Source organism: Acetatifactor aquisgranensis, from assembly GCF_943193215.1.
Lineage (GTDB): Bacteria > Bacillota > Clostridia > Lachnospirales > Lachnospiraceae > Acetatifactor > Acetatifactor aquisgranensis.
Window position 1 is genome coordinate 175502 of the sequence record NZ_CALPDH010000005.1, and the last position, 14934, is coordinate 190435.

The window sequence follows — 14934 nt, forward strand, 5'->3', positions numbered from 1 at the left end:
TATCTTATGAAAAATGCTGCCAGCGTCCCGCGGCGCCGCAGGGCAGGACCAGGCCGCTGCCGGATACGGGCAGGCCGATTTCCTGAGCCTCCACCCGGCCGCCGAAAGGCCTGGCGATCGCTTCGCTGAGCATGTAGGAGAGTACTGCGGGCTGCAGGCCGGTGGTGTAGGAATTAATCAGGAAGAACAGGGCGTCTTTGGAGAGCAGCTGCGCCGTCAGGGCGATCAGGGGCCAGATGCCGGTCTCCAGTTTCCAGATTTCCCCTTTGGGTCCTCTGCCGTAGGAGGGAGGATCCATGATGATGCCGTCATAACGGCTGCCCCGGCGGATTTCCCGCTCCACGAACTTCACGCAGTCGTCCACCAGCCATCTGACGGGAGCGCTGCCTAAGCCGGAAGCGGCAGCGTTTTCCTTTGCCCAGTTCACCATGCCCCTGGAGGCGTCCACATGGGTCACAGATGCGCCTGCGGAGGCGGCAGCTATGGTGGCGCCTCCGGTGTAGGCGAAGAGGTTCAGTACTTTCAAAGGTCTGTCTGTCTGCTTTCCGGCGTCCCGCAGAAGCTGTGAGAACCATTCCCAGTTCGCCGCCTGTTCCGGGAAAAGGCCGGTGTGTTTGAAGCTGAAAGGCTTCAGCCGGAAAGTCAGGGGAGAATCCCCCAGCCGATAGGAGATGCTCCACTCGTCCGGCAGATGGAAGAACTCCCATTCCCCGCCGCCTTTGGCGCTCCTGTGATAGTGGCCGTTCTTTTTGCTCCAGCCCCTGTGGCCGCGGGGCGTGCTCCAGATGACCTGGGGATCCGGGCGGATGAGGATGTAGTTACCCCATCGCTCCAGCTTTTCGCCCTCTGTGGCGTCCAGCACTTCGTAGTCTTTCCACTTATCTGCGATCCACATATTCGTTTCCTCGATTCTTTCTGTTTTCTTTTGGTTTTTATTAAAGCATATTTATAGGAAAAAGTCATTTGTTTTCCCAAGAACAGATTGTACTAAAAAAAATACAAAATTTTTCAAAAATATCTTGCAAAGTAAGGAATTGCCATGTATACTAAGAATTGCTGTGACATGATAGCTGTGAAGCGTGAGGTTGCTGGTCGACAGCAATGGCGATTGGGTTTTCCGTGGAGCGAATGTCAAGATTGAAACTGACGACAAGTCACTGTACCGATTAAAATTCTGCAGATATGCAGTCCCGAATGTGGAGTTCCGGAATCGAGAGTGTTGCGTGAGAGGCCAGGACACACACGGGAGAGTGTACAGTCACCACTTGTCGTACTAAAGTGAAAATGTTTTTCACTTATGAAAAATGTTTTTCGCTTATGAAAATTCACATTTTCATCTTAAAAGTGCGAAAAGGAGGCGACTTTTTTTATGGCAAGTCAAGTAATGAGAATCACATTGAAGGCGTACGAGCACCAGCTGGTTGATGCATCCGCGAAGAAGATTATCGAGACTGTAAAGAAGACCGGATCCGAGGTGAGCGGCCCCGTTCCTCTTCCTACGAAAAAGGAAGTAGTGACCATTCTGAGGGCGGTGCACAAGTACAAGGATTCCAGAGAGCAGTTCGAGCAGAGGACCCACAAGAGGCTGATCGATATCATCGCGCCCACCCAGAAGACGGTGGATGCCCTGCAGAGGCTGGAGATGCCTGCCGGTGTGTACATCGATATCAAAATGAGAACCAAATAAGTGATTCGGATCGGATAACCGATTTGGATTTGACCTCTACTTAGACGTATGAACACAGGGAGCGGGAAACCGCTCACGGCCGCGGCGCAACAGTGGCTGATGTGGTCCGCTATGTAGATGAAGCCCTCAGGGCAGAAAGAGAGGAAACATGAAGAAAGCAATTTTGGCTACAAAAGTCGGAATGACACAGATCTTCGCCGAAGACGGCATGCTGATTCCCGTAACCGTCCTTCAGGCAGGCCCCTGCGTAGTGACGCAGATCAAGACAGTGGAAAACGATGGCTACAAGGCAGTGCAGGTAGGCTTTGTTGACAAGAAAGAGAGAATCATCAACAAGGATGCCAGCGGAAAGCGCGAGGTCATCCACAGACATGGCGCTACCAAGCCTGAGCAGGGCCATTTCAAGAAAGCCGGCGTCAGCCCCAAGAGATATGTGAGAGAATTCAAGTTCGAGAACGCTGAAGAGTATGCGCTGGGCGCAGAGATCAAGGCGGATATCTTCGAGCAGGGCGATAAGATAGACGCGTCCGCAATCTCTAAAGGTAAGGGATTCCAGGGCGCGATTAAGAGACACGGACAGCACAGAGGACCCATGAAGCACGGTTCCAAGTTCCATCGCCATCAGGGATCCAACGGCGCATGTTCCTCCCCCAGCCGCGTGTTCAAGGGCAAGGGAATGCCCGGCCATATGGGATGTGTAAAGGTGACAGTGCAGAATCTGGAAGTCGTGAGAGTGGACGCGGAGAAGAATCTGCTGCTGATAAAGGGCTCAGTGCCCGGTCCCAAGAAGGGATTAGTAACCATCAAAGAGACCGTAAAGGTAGAATGCTAGTTTAATGCGAAAGGAGGGCCAATCATATGGCAAGCGTATCTGTTTATAATATGGAAGGCAAGGAAGTCGGTACAATCGAATTAAACGATGCGGTATTTGGTGTGAAGGTTAATGAGCATCTGGTACACATGGCAGTTGTACAGCAGCTTGCAAATAAACGTCAGGGAACCCAGAAAGCGAAGACCCGCGGCGAGGTATCCGGAGGCGGAAGAAAGCCCTGGAGACAGAAAGGGACCGGCCACGCAAGACAGGGATCCACCAGGTCTCCCCAGTGGACCGGCGGCGGCGTGGTGTTCGCGCCCGTTCCCAGGGATTATTCTTTCAAGATGAACAAGAAAGAGAAGAGAGCGGCGCTGAAATCCGCGCTGACCAGCAAAGTGCAGGGCAACAACCTGATTGTGCTTGACGAACTGAAGCTGGATGAAATCAAGACAAAGAAATTTGTGGCAGTGATGAACAATCTGAAAGTTGAAAAGGGTCTGGTGGTCATCGCCGAGAACGATCAGAATGTGGTAATGTCCGCAAGGAATCTTGCTGATATCAATACGGCCCTGGCGAACATGATCAATACCTACGACATCATGAAGGCAAAGACGGTAGTCCTGACAAAGGATGCTGTGGCAAAGATAGAGGAGGTGTTTGCATAATGGCAGATATCAAATATTATGACGTAATCCTCAAACCGGTAATCACCGAGAAGAGCATGAACGGAATGGCCGCGAAAGAATATACTTTCCTGGTTCATCCCGAAGCGAATAAGAGCCAGATTAAAGAGGCTGTCGAGAAGATGTTCGAGGGCACAAAAGTGGAGCGTGTCAACACCATGAACTGCAAGGGCAAGGAGAAGAGACGCGGCACTGTGGTAGGAACCACTGCCAAGACCAAGAAAGCTATCGTCAAGCTCACCGAGGACAGCAAGGACATCGAAATCTACGCTGGTTTGTGATAAATAACAGCGCAGAGTCGGATTTAAGTATGTGGCTGCGGGAGAGCAGCCGCGCAAAGAATCATAGTAAAGGAGAATAGACAAATGGGAATCAAGACATATCGTCCCTATACACCTTCCAGAAGGCATATGACGGGCTCTGATTTCTCGGAGATTACGAAGAAGACACCGGAGAAGAGCCTTTGCGTTTCCTTAAAGAAACATTCAGGCCGCAACAATCAGGGTAAGATTACCGTGAGGCACAAGGGCGGCGGCTGCAGAAGAAAGTACAGACTGGTTGATTTCAAGAGAAATAAGGATGGCATTCCTGCAACAGTCATCGGTATCGAGTACGATCCCAACAGATCCGCCAACATTGCGCTGATCTGCTATGCAGACGGCCAGAAATCCTATATCCTTGCTCCTCAGGGACTGACCGACGGCATGAAGGTCATGAACGGACCCCAGGCCGAAGTAAGAGTAGGCAACTGCCTGCCTTTATCTGAGATTCCGGTAGGTACTCAGGTACACAATATCGAGTTGTATCCCGGCAAGGGCGGCCAGATGGCTCGTTCTGCGGGCAACAGCGCGCAGCTGATGGCAAAAGAGGGCAAATACGCCACCCTGCGTCTCCCTTCAGGCGAGATGAGAATGGTTCCCCTTGTATGCCGCGCTACGGTGGGCGTCGTAGGCAACGCTGACCACAACCTGATCAACATCGGTAAGGCCGGACGTAAGCGTCACATGGGCATCCGTCCTACGGTCCGCGGTTCCGTAATGAACCCCAATGACCATCCTCACGGCGGCGGCGAAGGCAAGACGGGTATCGGACGTCCCGGTCCCTCCACTCCTTGGGGCAAGCCCGCACTGGGCCTTAAGACACGTAAGGCTAAGAAGGCTTCCAATAAGCTGATTGTGAGAAGACGTGACGGCAGAGCGATCAAGTAATAAATGAGGAGGAAAGATAATGGCTAGATCACTGAAAAAAGGGCCTTTCGCAGATGAAAGCCTGTTAAAGAAAATAGATGCTTTGAATGCTTCCGGACAGAAGCAGGTCATCAAGACTTGGTCCCGTCGTTCCACGATTTTCCCTTCCTTTGTGGGACACACGATTGCGGTTCATGATGGCAGAAAGCATGTACCTGTATATGTTACCGAGGACATGGTTGGCCATAAGCTGGGCGAGTTCGTAGCGACCAGAACCTACCGCGGCCACGGTAAGGACGAGAAGAAATCGAAGGTCAGATAGCCTGGGCGCGGACTTCTCTCATGGCCGTATTGCGGCAGGGACGAGAAGAAGTCCAAGGTTAGGTAAGGATTAAGGAGGGTTTAGATTAATGGCTAAGGGACATAGAAGTCAGATTAAGAGAGAGAGAAATGCACAGAAGGATCCGAGACCTTCAGCAAAATTGTCTTATGCGAGAGTGTCCGTACAGAAAGCTTGCTTCGTACTGGACGCTGTCAGAGGCAAGGATGTGCAGACCGCACTTGCTATTTTGGAATATAATCCCAGATATGCTTCCGGCCTTATCAAGAAGCTGATTGAATCGGCAATGGCGAATGCTGAGAACAACAATGGCATGAACAAGGAGAACCTGTATGTGGCGGAATGCTATGCGAATAAGGGGCCTACCATGAAGCGTATCCAGCCCAGGGCGCAGGGCCGTGCTTACAGGATCGAGAAGAGAACAAGCCATATCACTGTTGTGCTGGACGAGAGGAAGTAAGGAAAGGAGCGGACGAATAAATGGGACAGAAAGTTAATCCTCATGGCTTAAGAGTCGGAGTTATTAAAGAATGGGATTCCAGATGGTACGCTGAGTCTGATTTTTCAGATTATCTTGTGGAAGATTACAACATCAGAAAGTACCTGAAGAAGAAATTATACAGCGCGGGTGTCTCCAAGATTGAAATCGAGAGGGCATCTGACCGCATCAGAGTCATCATCCATACCGCAAAGCCCGGTGTCATCATCGGTAAGGGCGGTGCTGAAATCGAAATCACAAAGACTGAGCTTTCCAAGATGACCGACAAGAAAGTCCTGATCGACATCAAGGAGATCAAGAGGCCCGACAAGGATGCCCAGCTGGTGGCCGAGAACATCGCGCAGCAGCTGGAGAACCGCGTGTCTTTCAGACGTGCCATGAAATCCTGCATGGGCAGGACCATGAAATCCGGCGCTCTGGGCATCAAGGCGGCATGTGCCGGACGTCTGGGCGGCGCGGATATCGCCCGTACCGAGTTCTACAGCGAGGGCACGATTCCCCTTCAGACCCTGAGGGCGGACATCGACTATGGCTTCGCGGAGGCAGATACCACCTACGGCAAGGTTGGAGTCAAGGTTTGGATCTATAAAGGCGAGATACTTCCCACAAAAGGAAATCAGACGGAAGGGAGTGATAAATAATGTTAATGCCTAAAAGAGTAAAGCATCGTAAACAGTTCCGCGGCAGCCTGGCAGGCAAGGCATCCAGGGGCAATACCATCACTCACGGAGAGTATGGCTTAGTGGCTACAGAGCCCTGCTGGATCAAGTCCAATCAGATTGAGGCAGCCCGTATCGCCCTTACCCGTTACACAAAGCGTACCGGACAAGTGTGGATTAAGATTTTCCCTGACAAGCCCGTGACAGCGAAGCCCGCTGAGACCCGTATGGGTTCCGGTAAAGGTTCTGTAGAGTATTGGGTAGCAGTCGTAAAGCCCGGCCGTGTGATGTTTGAGATTGCCGGTGTTCCCGAGGATCAGGCAAAGGAAGCGCTGCGTCTGGCAATGCATAAGCTTCCCTGCAAATGTAAAATCATTGCAAAGGCAGATTCGGAAGGCGGTGTAGAATAATGAAATCTAGTAAGTTTGTAGAAGAATTAAAGAACAAGTCCGTGGAAGAGTTGAATAAGGATCTTGTTGCTGCAAAGAAAGAGCTTTTCAATTTGAGATTCCAGAACGCAACCAATCAGCTGGACAATACTGCAAGAATCAAGGAAGTCAGGAAGAATATTGCACGTATTAACACAGTCATAACCGAGAAGTCAAGAGCGTAATTGTCCCAGGGCAATGAAAGGAGATCAATCGTGGAAAGAAATTTGAGAAAAGTGCGTACTGGCAAAGTTACCAGTAACAAGATGGATAAGACAGTAGTCGTAGCTATCGAAGAGCATGTAAAGCATCCCCGTTATAAGAAAATCATAAAGAGGACCTACAAGCTGAAAGCCCATGACGAGAAGAACGAATGCAATATCGGAGATACCGTCAAGGTCATGGAGACAAGGCCCCTGTCCAAGGACAAGAGATGGAGACTTGTCGAAATCATAGAGAAAGCCAAATAAATTTGGCCGGTTCATGTGAAATTTGGCCGTAGTACGGCAAAGGAGGAAAATCATGATTCAGCAGGAGACAAGATTGAAAGTCGCTGATAATACCGGTGCAAAGGAACTTTTGTGCATCCGCGTCATGGGCGGCTCTACGAGAAGATATGCGCATGTTGGCGATATAATCGTTGCGACTGTAAAAGATGCAACACCAGGCGGCGTTGTGAAGAAAGGTGACGTGGTCAAGGCAGTGGTGGTCCGCACTGTGAAAGAGGTGCGCCGCAAGGATGGTTCCTACATCAGATTTGATGAGAACGCAGCTGTAATCATCAAGGAAGACAAGACACCCAGAGGAACCCGTATTTTTGGGCCGGTAGCGAGAGAGCTTCGTGAAAAACAGTTCATGAGAATCGTATCTCTGGCTCCGGAAGTGTTATAAGGAGGTGCCCACACATGGCTATGTTGAAGATTAAGAAAGGCGACACCGTTAAGGTGATTGCCGGCAAAGATTGCAATGCAGAGGGAAAAGTAGTTTCCATAGATGCGAAGAAGCACAGGGTCATAGTAGAAGGCGTGAACATGATCACAAAGCATGCGAAGCCCTCAGCCGCGAACCCCAACGGCGGCATCGTTCAGAGGGAAGCCCCTATTGACATCTCCAACGTAATGCTTGTCTATAAGGGACAGCCTACAAGAGTCGGCTTCAAGATGGAAGGAGACAAAAAGGTTCGTTTCGCTAAGAAGACAGGCGAAGTGATTGATTAATCCAACTGTGTGTCACACAGTTTGGGAAGGAGGAGCGTAAAAGTGGCAAGATATAAGGAGACGTACTACGAGACGGTCGTAGACGCAATGACGAAGAAATTTGGATATAAGAATGTGATGGAAGTTCCCAAGCTCGAGAAAATCGTCATCAATATGGGTGTCGGCGAAGCAAAGGAAAATCCGAAAGTTCTTGAGAATGCCGTGTCTGACATGGAAATCATCACCGGCCAGAAGGCAGTCCTCACCAAGGCGAAGAAGTCTATCGCGAATTTCAAGATTCGTGAGGGGATGAACATCGGCTGCAAGACCACTCTGCGCGGCGAGAAGATGTATGAGTTTCTCGATCGTCTGGTGAATCTGGCGCTGCCCCGTGTACGTGACTTCAGAGGCGTCAATCCCAACGCGTTCGACGGCAGAGGGAACTATGCCCTTGGCATCAAGGAGCAGTTCATCTTTCCTGAAATCGAGTATGACAAGATTGACAAGACCAGAGGCATGGACGTCATCATCGTGACCACCGCGAAGACCGATGAAGAAGCGCGCGAGCTGCTGACACTGTTCAATATGCCTTTCGCAAAACAATAAGGAGGTAGATTTTTCATGGCTAAGACATCGATGAAGATTAAACAGCAGCGCAAGCCTAAGTTCTCCACACAGGCTTACACACGCTGCAGGATTTGTGGCCGTCCCCACGCTTACTTAAGAAAGTATGGCATTTGCAGAGTCTGCTTCCGCGAATTGGCATACAAGGGGCAGATTCCCGGCGTCAAAAAGGCGAGCTGGTAAAGTCAGTGCAAGTAGGCAGGCAGGTTGCTCGCCTGCAAGCTGGTAAGAAGGAGGAAAATATAATGACAATGAGCGATCCTATTGCAGATATGCTTACAAGAATCCGTAATGCAAATGCTGCCAAGCATGATACAGTGGATATCCCTGCTTCCAAGATGAAGCTGGCAATTGCCCAGATTCTTTTTGACGAGGGCTATATCACAAAATACGATGTTATCGATGACGGCAACTTCAAGGCTATCCATATCACCCTGAAGTATGGCGCTGACAAGCAGGAGAAGATCATCTCCGGCATCAAGAGGATTTCCAAGCCGGGCCTGCGCGTGTACGCGGGCAAGGACGAGCTGCCCAGGGTACTGGGAGGTTTAGGCATTGCCATCATTTCCACCAACCAGGGCGTCATCACGGACAAGAAAGCCCGTGAACTTCAGGTAGGGGGAGAAGTGCTTGCCTTTGTTTGGTAAAAGTGTGAGAGGATTTTCTAAGACAATAAAATTTATGATTCAAAAATATAGGAGGTACGGGCATGTCACGTATAGGTAGAATGCCAATCGCGGTTCCTGCAGGCGTAACTGTGGAAATTGCAGAAAATAACAAGGTGACCGTAAAGGGTCCCAAGGGTACTCTGGAGAGAGTTTTACCCGCTGAGATGGAAATCAAGATGGAAGGTGCGGAGATTCATGTAAGCAGGCCTAATGATTTGAAGAAGATGAAATCCCTTCACGGCCTGACCAGAACTCTCATCAATAATATGGTGCTAGGCGTCACTGTAGGGTACGAGAAGAAACTCGAGGTGAACGGCGTAGGATACAGGGCCGCAAAGGCCGGCAAGAAGCTGACCTTGAACCTTGGATACTCCCATCCTGTGGAGATGGAAGACCCTGAGGGCATCGAGTCCGTGGTAGAGGGACAGAATGTAATTATCATCAAGGGTATCGATAAAGAGAAAGTTGGCCAGTTTGCAGCTGAAATCAGAGACAAGAGAAGGCCTGAGCCTTACAAGGGCAAGGGTATCAAGTATGCCGATGAGGTCATCAGACGTAAAGTTGGTAAGACTGGTAAGAAATAATAGATAAGGAGAGTATGAAGATGGTTAACAAGAAGTCAAGAAAAGAAGTACGTGTGAAAAAGCACATGAGAATTCGTAACCGCTTCAGTGGCACTGCCGAAAGGCCCCGTCTGGCAGTCTTCAGAAGCAATAATCATATGTATGCTCAAATTATCGATGATACAGTTGGGAATACATTAGTATCCGCTTCCACCCTTGAGAAGGATATCAAGGCGGAACTTACGAAGACCAATGACGTCGCTGCGGCAAAATATATTGGTACCGTCATTGCCAAAAGGGCAGTGGAAAAAGGCATCACGACAGTTGTCTTTGACAGAGGCGGTTATATATATCATGGTAAAGTTGCAGCATTAGCTGACGCAGCCAGAGAAGCTGGCTTGGAATTCTAGGAAAGGAAGAGGAATACACCATGAAACACACAATCATAGATGCAAGCCAGTTCGAATTGAACGATAAGGTTGTAGCCATCAAGCGTGTTGCCAAGACCGTAAAGGGCGGACGCAACATGCGCTTTACAGCGCTGGTAGTTGTAGGCGATGGCAATGGCCACGTAGGCGCAGGACTTGGCAAGGCCGTAGAAATTCCTGAAGCCATCCGCAAGGGAAAGGAAGACGCTATGAAGCATCTCGTCCAGGTGGCGCTGGATGAGAACAATTCCATCAGCCATGATTTCATAGGCAAGTATGGCTCGGCGAATGTTCTGCTCAAGAAGGCTCCCGATGGTACCGGTATCATCGCAGGCGGTCCCGCACGTGTGGTGTGCGAGCTCGCAGGCATTAAGAATATCCGTACCAAGTCCCTTGGCTCCAACAACAAGCAGAATGTAGTCCTTGCAACGATTACCGGCTTAAGCCAGCTGAAATCCCCTGAGGAAGTGGCGAAGAGCCGTGGCAAATCCGTTGAAGAAGTATTGGCATAAGCTTTTTTCATGCCGATACAGTAGAAAGGAGAGCAACAATGGCAGATACAGATAAGAAATTGAAAATCACTTTGGTAAGGTCCACCATCGGCGCCGTTGCGAAGAACAAGGCAATCGTTGAATCTATGGGACTCCGCAAGATTGGCAAGTCTATCATCCTTCCTGACAATGCCGCTACGAGAGGACAGATTCGCCGGGTAGGCCATTTGCTGAAAGTAGAAGAAGTATAGTCGAGAAGGAGGTGTTCGAGATGGAATTATCCAATTTAAGACCCGCGAAAGGATCCAAGCATAATGATTTCAGGAGAGGCCGCGGACATGGTTCGGGAAACGGCAAGACTGCCGGCAAGGGACATAAGGGCCAGAAAGCCCGTTCCGGAGCTCCCAGGATTGGTTTCGAGGGCGGCCAGATGCCTTTGTACAGACGAATCCCCAAGAGAGGCTTCACCAATATAAATTCAAAGGATATCGTTGCTATTAAGTTGGGCGACTTAGAGCGTTTTGAAGACGGTTCCACCGTGGATGTGAATACACTCATTGAAGCCGGTATCATCAAGAAGCGCAGGGACGGCGTAAAGGTTCTCGGGAACGGAAAATTTACCAAAAAGCTCAATGTCAAGGTAGACGCGTACAGTGCATCCGCAAAAGAAAAGATTGAGGCGCTTGGTGGAACAGCAGAGGTGATGTAATGCTTACGACGCTGAAGAACGCATTCAAAATTAAAGAGCTTAGAGAGAAAATCCTTTTCACTTTCGCCATGTTAGTTGTGATCCGTATCGGATCACAACTGCCTGTGCCGGGGGTGAACGGAGAGTACTTCAGGAACTGGTTCGCTGCACAGTCCGGCGGAGCTTTCAGCTTCTTTGATGCGATTACGGGCGGCTCGTTCATCAACATGTCGATTTTGGCTTTGAACATCTCTCCGTATATCACATCATCCATCATCATGCAGCTGCTTACCATTGCTATCCCCAAACTGGAAGAGATGCAGCGGGACGGCGAGGATGGAAGAAAGAAGATTGCTGCCATTACGAGATATGTGACGGTAGGTCTGGCTTTGGTTCAGTCCACGGCCATGGCCATCGGTTTTGGCAGACAGGGGTACCTGATTCAGTATAATGCCTTAAACGTGATTTGTGCGATTGCGACTCTGACCGCAGGTAGTGCGTTCCTTATGTGGGTTGGTGAGAGAATCACCGAGAATGGTATCGGAAATGGTATTTCCATCGTTCTGGTAATCAATATTATTTCCAGACTGCCCGAGGATCTGGGCAATCTGTTCCAGCAGTTCGTATTCGGCAAGGCTCCGGCAACGGCAGTGCTTGCGGTTGTGATCATATTCGCAGTCATCATCGCCATGGTGGTGATGGTTATCATACTGAATGATGGTGTCCGGCGGATACCCGTGCAGTATGCGAACAAGGTGCAGGGCAGGAAGATGGTGGGAGGTCAGACTTCCAATATTCCGCTTAAGGTGAACACAGCCGGTGTCATTCCGGTCATCTTCGCACAGTCGCTGATATCTCTTCCCGGCTATATCTCCTCTTTTGCGGGCTATTCCGGCACAGGCGTCTGGAGTGAAATATTGCGGTACCTCAATGCCGGCAACTGGTGCAATCCAAGCCAGATTCAGTATTCTGTCGGGTTATTGCTGTATATCGCAATGATTATATTCTTTGCGTATTTTTATACCTCCATTACTTTCAATCCTTTGATGATTGCCGATAATATGAAGAAACAGAGCGGTTTCATTCCCGGCATCAGGCCCGGAAAGCCTACCAGCGACTATTTGAACAAGGTACTGAATTATATCGTGTTCATCGGCGCGATTGGCCTTACGATTATCGCAGTGCTGCCATATGTTTTCAGCGGCGTGTTCAAGGCTTCCGTGTCCTTTGGCGGCACCAGCCTTATCATTATCGTCAGTGTCATCTTAGAGACTATGAAGCAGGTGGAGTCTCAGATGCTCGTCCGCAATTACAAGGGCTTCCTGGAGAAATAAGAGGCCTGCCATGCAAGGAAAGGGATTGCCGGCGTGGAGCAAGAAGCTTACAGGAGGGGCTTTCCCGGAATGAGGGGAAGCTCCTTTTATAGAATGTTGTGCCGCAGATTGTCTGCGGGGCTTAAGAAAGCCATAGACGGAGGTTTATAATGAAGATTATCATGTTGGGAGCGCCTGGAGCAGGCAAAGGGACGCAGGCGAAGATGATAGCGGAAAAGTACGGAATCCCTCATGTTTCCACAGGGGATATTTTCCGCGCGAATATCAAGAATGGTACGGAGCTTGGTAAGGAAGCGAAGCAGTATATGGATCAGGGCCTCCTGGTTCCCGATGAGCTCACCGTGAAGATTCTGCTGGACAGGGTAGCTCAGGAGGACTGTAGGAACGGTTATGTCCTTGACGGATTCCCCCGGACGATTCCTCAGGCCCAGGTGCTGGACGAGGCTCTGGAGAAGCTGGGAGAGAAAATCGATTATGCGGTGGATGTGGATGTGCCGGATGAGAATATCGTAAAGAGGATGTCCGGCAGACGGGCATGCTTAAAGTGCGGCGCCACATACCACATTGAGCATGTTCCTCCCAAGAAAGAGGGTATCTGCGACAGCTGCGGCTCCGAACTGGTACTGCGGGATGACGACAAGCCCGAGACCGTGCTGAACCGCCTGAAAGTATACCATGACCAGACCCAGCCTCTGATTGAGTACTATACCGGCAAGGGCGTTCTCCAGACCGTGGATGGGACCATGGATATGCAGGATGTGTTCCAGCGTATTGTAGAGATATTAGGATAGGAAATGAAAGTGTCATGGCGATTATAATTAAGACAGAAGAACAGATTAAGCTGATTCGGGAATCCTGCAGGCGGCTGGCCATAGTGCACAAGGAACTTGAGGAGATGATACGTCCTGGCATATCCACCAGGGAAATAGATATCATGGGGGACAGCCTGATTCGGAAGATGGGAGGGATACCGAACTTCCTCCATTATAATGGATATCCTGCCAGCATCTGTGTATCCGTAAACGACGAGGTGGTTCACGGTATTCCCAGCAAGCACCGTATCCTGCAGGAGGGAGACATCGTGAGCCTGGACGCGGGGATGATTTATAAAGGATATCATTCCGATGAGGCCAGGACCCACGGCGTAGGCCAGATCAGTCCGGAGGCCCGCAAGCTCATCGATGTGACCAGGGAAAGCTTTTTTGAGGGTATAAAAAAGGCAAAAGCCGGAAATCATCTGTTTGAAATTTCCAATGCCATCGCAGCCTGTGTGAAGCCTTACGGCTACGGCATCGTGCGGGATCTGGTGGGCCATGGCGTGGGAACGAAGCTCCATGAGGATCCCCAGATTCCCAATTTTGCCCAGATCAAGCGGGGCCCGAAGCTGCGGGTGGGGATGACGCTGGCGGTAGAGCCTATGATCAACATAGGCAGGGCGGATGTGGAATGGCTGGATGATGACTGGACTGTAGTCACGGAGGACGGTTCCCTGTCGGCCCACTATGAGAATACGATTTTGATAACGGACGGAGAGCCTGAGATTCTGACGAAGTGTTAGCGCATTGTTGCGGAAAGGCATGGAATTCATATGATAGGACAGTTTGTGACCTCAAAGGCCGGACATGACAAGGGGCGCTTATACGTAGTCGTGGCGCAGGAAAACGATTTCGTGTATCTCTGCGACGGAAAGGCGAAAGGCCCTGAAGGGCCGAAGAAGAAGCGGAGGAAGCATATACAGCCAATCAGCGCGTGGGTGGATGAGAGTCTGCTTGAGAAGCTGAAAAGCGGCAAAAAGGTATATGCGGAGGAAATCAAATACGCGCTGAAGCAGTATTGCCATACATGTATGGGCAATTAAGAAAATTGGAGGAGATATATGTCTAAAAGTGATGTAATCGAAATCGAGGGTACTGTGGTAGAGAAGCTTCCGAACACCATGTTCCAGGTAGAACTGGAAAATGGACACCGCGTGCTTGCGCACATCAGCGGCAAGCTGCGTCAGAACTTCATCCGCATCCTTCCCGGGGACAGGGTGACTCTGGAACTGTCGCCTTACGATCTGACCAAGGGACGCATCATCTGGAGAGATAAGTAAATGGGAATCTGCGGGAAATTTGATTGAAATAATCATAAAAAATGGTTGCAAACAAGTTTCCCGCATGTTATAATACAAAATGGTCTTTTTTGAAAGGAGGGTTTAACGTGAAGGTTAGATCATCAGTAAAACCAATGTGCGAAAAGTGCAAGATCATCAAGAGAAAAGGACGCATCAGAGTAATCTGCGAGAATCCGAAACACAAGCAGAGACAGGGATAATCACCGCATGAGTGTTGCTCCCTGAGCGGAGCGCGTCATGTCAAGTGAGTTCTTGTCCTGTTTTTATGCGCGGCTGAACCAATGTGCAGATGCTTTGTACTGCGTGTTGATTGACATAGAACTGGGATAGGGCTTACAGGAGATTACTTCTTGATACCAAGGCGAAAAGATTTTCTAAAATTGTAAAGGACACAATTTAAGAAAATCTAAGTTTCGCCTACAAGAAATGCACAAGTGCAGTGCATTTCTTGCGGGTTGGAGCAAGCTGTCTTGGAAAGATCGGATAGATCAGAGAAATGAGTGTCCGGTTGGGTGGAAGCCCCAATCAA

General features: G+C 49.9%; 28 protein-coding genes. 27 read left to right on the forward strand and 1 reads right to left on the reverse strand.

Going from position 1 to position 14934, the window contains the following annotated elements; genetic code table 11:
* Positions 1-4: 4 nt before the first annotated feature.
* Positions 5-895 (reverse strand): class I SAM-dependent methyltransferase, encoded by an 891-nt coding sequence (locus NFS35_RS06430; RefSeq protein ID WP_251206309.1) that lies wholly within the window; start codon positions 893-895, stop codon positions 5-7.
* Between the two features lie 474 nt (positions 896-1369).
* Between NFS35_RS06430 and rpsJ the strand changes: the two genes are divergently transcribed.
* From rpsJ to rpmJ, 27 genes are all read left to right on the forward strand, one after another.
* A complete protein-coding gene (rpsJ, locus tag NFS35_RS06435; RefSeq protein WP_103238339.1) occupies positions 1370-1687 on the forward strand; it encodes a 30S ribosomal protein S10 in 318 nt (105 codons plus the stop codon).
* Between the two features lie 148 nt (positions 1688-1835).
* Positions 1836-2519 (forward strand): 50S ribosomal protein L3, encoded by a 684-nt coding sequence (gene rplC, locus NFS35_RS06440; protein ID WP_251206310.1) that lies wholly within the window; start codon positions 1836-1838, stop codon positions 2517-2519.
* A gap of 26 nt (positions 2520-2545) precedes the next feature.
* A complete protein-coding gene (rplD, locus tag NFS35_RS06445) occupies positions 2546-3166 on the forward strand; it encodes a 50S ribosomal protein L4 (protein ID WP_251206311.1) in 621 nt (206 codons plus the stop codon).
* Positions 3166-3465: a 50S ribosomal protein L23 gene (rplW, locus tag NFS35_RS06450; RefSeq protein WP_251206312.1), complete on the forward strand. Its 300-nt coding sequence runs from the start codon at positions 3166-3168 to the stop codon at positions 3463-3465. Before rplD ends, rplW begins: the two co-directional genes overlap by 1 nt.
* 84 nt (positions 3466-3549) lie before the next feature.
* Complete coding sequence (rplB, locus tag NFS35_RS06455) at positions 3550-4392, forward strand: 50S ribosomal protein L2 (RefSeq protein WP_251206313.1); 843 nt, start codon at positions 3550-3552, stop codon at positions 4390-4392.
* A gap of 19 nt (positions 4393-4411) precedes the next feature.
* Positions 4412-4693 (forward strand): 30S ribosomal protein S19, encoded by a 282-nt coding sequence (rpsS, locus tag NFS35_RS06460; RefSeq protein ID WP_103238344.1) that lies wholly within the window; start codon positions 4412-4414, stop codon positions 4691-4693.
* An 88-nt stretch (positions 4694-4781) separates the two neighbouring features.
* A complete protein-coding gene (gene rplV, locus NFS35_RS06465) occupies positions 4782-5171 on the forward strand; it encodes a 50S ribosomal protein L22 (protein ID WP_251206314.1) in 390 nt (129 codons plus the stop codon).
* A 20-nt stretch (positions 5172-5191) separates the two neighbouring features.
* Entirely contained in the window at positions 5192-5851 is a 660-nt protein-coding gene (rpsC, locus tag NFS35_RS06470; RefSeq protein WP_251206315.1) for a 30S ribosomal protein S3, read from the forward strand.
* Entirely contained in the window at positions 5851-6279 is a 429-nt protein-coding gene (gene rplP / locus NFS35_RS06475; protein WP_251206316.1) for a 50S ribosomal protein L16, read from the forward strand. Before rpsC ends, rplP begins: the two co-directional genes overlap by 1 nt.
* A complete protein-coding gene (rpmC, locus tag NFS35_RS06480) occupies positions 6279-6482 on the forward strand; it encodes a 50S ribosomal protein L29 (RefSeq protein WP_251206317.1) in 204 nt (67 codons plus the stop codon). Before rplP ends, rpmC begins: the two co-directional genes overlap by 1 nt.
* A gap of 30 nt (positions 6483-6512) precedes the next feature.
* Positions 6513-6767, forward strand: a complete 255-nt coding sequence (rpsQ, locus tag NFS35_RS06485; protein ID WP_334303549.1) for a 30S ribosomal protein S17 — start codon at positions 6513-6515, stop codon at positions 6765-6767.
* Between the two features lie 52 nt (positions 6768-6819).
* Complete coding sequence (gene rplN / locus NFS35_RS06490; RefSeq protein ID WP_251206318.1) at positions 6820-7188, forward strand: 50S ribosomal protein L14; 369 nt, start codon at positions 6820-6822, stop codon at positions 7186-7188.
* Positions 7189-7202: 14 nt separating this feature from the next.
* Complete coding sequence (gene rplX / locus NFS35_RS06495; protein ID WP_251206319.1) at positions 7203-7514, forward strand: 50S ribosomal protein L24; 312 nt, start codon at positions 7203-7205, stop codon at positions 7512-7514.
* Between the two features lie 42 nt (positions 7515-7556).
* Complete coding sequence (gene rplE, locus NFS35_RS06500) at positions 7557-8099, forward strand: 50S ribosomal protein L5 (RefSeq protein WP_251206320.1); 543 nt, start codon at positions 7557-7559, stop codon at positions 8097-8099.
* A gap of 15 nt (positions 8100-8114) precedes the next feature.
* The gene (locus NFS35_RS06505) at positions 8115-8300 is read left to right on the forward strand and encodes a type Z 30S ribosomal protein S14 (protein ID WP_251206321.1); all 186 of its coding nucleotides are present in this window, start codon (positions 8115-8117) and stop codon (positions 8298-8300) included.
* A gap of 62 nt (positions 8301-8362) precedes the next feature.
* On the forward strand, positions 8363-8764 hold the full coding sequence (gene rpsH, locus NFS35_RS06510) for a 30S ribosomal protein S8 (protein WP_251206322.1): 402 nt from the start codon (positions 8363-8365) through the stop codon (positions 8762-8764).
* 62 nt (positions 8765-8826) lie between these two features.
* Positions 8827-9369, forward strand: coding sequence for a 50S ribosomal protein L6 (rplF, locus tag NFS35_RS06515; RefSeq protein ID WP_251206323.1), 543 nt, complete (start codon positions 8827-8829; stop codon positions 9367-9369).
* Between the two features lie 20 nt (positions 9370-9389).
* On the forward strand, positions 9390-9758 hold the full coding sequence (gene rplR / locus NFS35_RS06520; protein WP_251206324.1) for a 50S ribosomal protein L18: 369 nt from the start codon (positions 9390-9392) through the stop codon (positions 9756-9758).
* Positions 9759-9778: 20 nt separating this feature from the next.
* Entirely contained in the window at positions 9779-10288 is a 510-nt protein-coding gene (gene rpsE, locus NFS35_RS06525) for a 30S ribosomal protein S5 (protein ID WP_251206325.1), read from the forward strand.
* Positions 10289-10326: 38 nt separating this feature from the next.
* Complete coding sequence (gene rpmD / locus NFS35_RS06530; RefSeq protein WP_251206326.1) at positions 10327-10518, forward strand: 50S ribosomal protein L30; 192 nt, start codon at positions 10327-10329, stop codon at positions 10516-10518.
* Between the two features lie 20 nt (positions 10519-10538).
* On the forward strand, positions 10539-10976 hold the full coding sequence (gene rplO / locus NFS35_RS06535) for a 50S ribosomal protein L15 (protein ID WP_251206327.1): 438 nt from the start codon (positions 10539-10541) through the stop codon (positions 10974-10976).
* Positions 10976-12289, forward strand: coding sequence for a preprotein translocase subunit SecY (gene secY, locus NFS35_RS06540; RefSeq protein ID WP_251206328.1), 1314 nt, complete (start codon positions 10976-10978; stop codon positions 12287-12289). The genes rplO and secY overlap by 1 nt, the downstream gene beginning before the upstream one ends.
* Before the next feature lie 149 nt (positions 12290-12438).
* A complete protein-coding gene (locus NFS35_RS06545) occupies positions 12439-13080 on the forward strand; it encodes an adenylate kinase (RefSeq protein ID WP_251206329.1) in 642 nt (213 codons plus the stop codon).
* Between the two features lie 14 nt (positions 13081-13094).
* Entirely contained in the window at positions 13095-13847 is a 753-nt protein-coding gene (gene map, locus NFS35_RS06550; RefSeq protein ID WP_251206330.1) for a type I methionyl aminopeptidase, read from the forward strand.
* A gap of 30 nt (positions 13848-13877) precedes the next feature.
* Positions 13878-14147, forward strand: coding sequence for a KOW domain-containing RNA-binding protein (locus NFS35_RS06555; protein WP_251206331.1), 270 nt, complete (start codon positions 13878-13880; stop codon positions 14145-14147).
* 18 nt (positions 14148-14165) lie between these two features.
* Complete coding sequence (gene infA / locus NFS35_RS06560; RefSeq protein ID WP_251206332.1) at positions 14166-14384, forward strand: translation initiation factor IF-1; 219 nt, start codon at positions 14166-14168, stop codon at positions 14382-14384.
* A gap of 107 nt (positions 14385-14491) precedes the next feature.
* Positions 14492-14605, forward strand: coding sequence for a 50S ribosomal protein L36 (gene rpmJ, locus NFS35_RS06565; RefSeq protein ID WP_103238484.1), 114 nt, complete (start codon positions 14492-14494; stop codon positions 14603-14605).
* Positions 14606-14934 lie beyond the last annotated feature (329 nt).

What these genes read in the sequence shown, in the direction of transcription:
- NFS35_RS06430 (WP_251206309.1), bottom strand. Translation starts at nt 895, where the DNA reads ATGTGGATCGCAGATAAGTGGAAAGACTACGAAGTGCTGGACGCCACA.
- rpsJ (WP_103238339.1), top strand. Translation starts at nt 1,370, where the DNA reads ATGGCAAGTCAAGTAATGAGAATCACATTGAAGGCGTACGAGCACCAG.
- rplC (WP_251206310.1), top strand. Translation starts at nt 1,836, where the DNA reads ATGAAGAAAGCAATTTTGGCTACAAAAGTCGGAATGACACAGATCTTC.
- rplD (WP_251206311.1), top strand. Translation starts at nt 2,546, where the DNA reads ATGGCAAGCGTATCTGTTTATAATATGGAAGGCAAGGAAGTCGGTACA.
- rplW (WP_251206312.1), top strand. Translation starts at nt 3,166, where the DNA reads ATGGCAGATATCAAATATTATGACGTAATCCTCAAACCGGTAATCACC.
- rplB (WP_251206313.1), top strand. Translation starts at nt 3,550, where the DNA reads ATGGGAATCAAGACATATCGTCCCTATACACCTTCCAGAAGGCATATG.
- rpsS (WP_103238344.1), top strand. Translation starts at nt 4,412, where the DNA reads ATGGCTAGATCACTGAAAAAAGGGCCTTTCGCAGATGAAAGCCTGTTA.
- rplV (WP_251206314.1), top strand. Translation starts at nt 4,782, where the DNA reads ATGGCTAAGGGACATAGAAGTCAGATTAAGAGAGAGAGAAATGCACAG.
- rpsC (WP_251206315.1), top strand. Translation starts at nt 5,192, where the DNA reads ATGGGACAGAAAGTTAATCCTCATGGCTTAAGAGTCGGAGTTATTAAA.
- rplP (WP_251206316.1), top strand. Translation starts at nt 5,851, where the DNA reads ATGTTAATGCCTAAAAGAGTAAAGCATCGTAAACAGTTCCGCGGCAGC.
- rpmC (WP_251206317.1), top strand. Translation starts at nt 6,279, where the DNA reads ATGAAATCTAGTAAGTTTGTAGAAGAATTAAAGAACAAGTCCGTGGAA.
- rplN (WP_251206318.1), top strand. Translation starts at nt 6,820, where the DNA reads ATGATTCAGCAGGAGACAAGATTGAAAGTCGCTGATAATACCGGTGCA.
- rplX (WP_251206319.1), top strand. Translation starts at nt 7,203, where the DNA reads ATGGCTATGTTGAAGATTAAGAAAGGCGACACCGTTAAGGTGATTGCC.
- NFS35_RS06505 (WP_251206321.1), top strand. Translation starts at nt 8,115, where the DNA reads ATGGCTAAGACATCGATGAAGATTAAACAGCAGCGCAAGCCTAAGTTC.
- rpsH (WP_251206322.1), top strand. Translation starts at nt 8,363, where the DNA reads ATGACAATGAGCGATCCTATTGCAGATATGCTTACAAGAATCCGTAAT.
- rplF (WP_251206323.1), top strand. Translation starts at nt 8,827, where the DNA reads ATGTCACGTATAGGTAGAATGCCAATCGCGGTTCCTGCAGGCGTAACT.
- rplR (WP_251206324.1), top strand. Translation starts at nt 9,390, where the DNA reads ATGGTTAACAAGAAGTCAAGAAAAGAAGTACGTGTGAAAAAGCACATG.
- rpsE (WP_251206325.1), top strand. Translation starts at nt 9,779, where the DNA reads ATGAAACACACAATCATAGATGCAAGCCAGTTCGAATTGAACGATAAG.
- rpmD (WP_251206326.1), top strand. Translation starts at nt 10,327, where the DNA reads ATGGCAGATACAGATAAGAAATTGAAAATCACTTTGGTAAGGTCCACC.
- rplO (WP_251206327.1), top strand. Translation starts at nt 10,539, where the DNA reads ATGGAATTATCCAATTTAAGACCCGCGAAAGGATCCAAGCATAATGAT.
- secY (WP_251206328.1), top strand. Translation starts at nt 10,976, where the DNA reads ATGCTTACGACGCTGAAGAACGCATTCAAAATTAAAGAGCTTAGAGAG.
- NFS35_RS06545 (WP_251206329.1), top strand. Translation starts at nt 12,439, where the DNA reads ATGAAGATTATCATGTTGGGAGCGCCTGGAGCAGGCAAAGGGACGCAG.
- map (WP_251206330.1), top strand. Translation starts at nt 13,095, where the DNA reads ATGGCGATTATAATTAAGACAGAAGAACAGATTAAGCTGATTCGGGAA.
- NFS35_RS06555 (WP_251206331.1), top strand. Translation starts at nt 13,878, where the DNA reads ATGATAGGACAGTTTGTGACCTCAAAGGCCGGACATGACAAGGGGCGC.
- infA (WP_251206332.1), top strand. Translation starts at nt 14,166, where the DNA reads ATGTCTAAAAGTGATGTAATCGAAATCGAGGGTACTGTGGTAGAGAAG.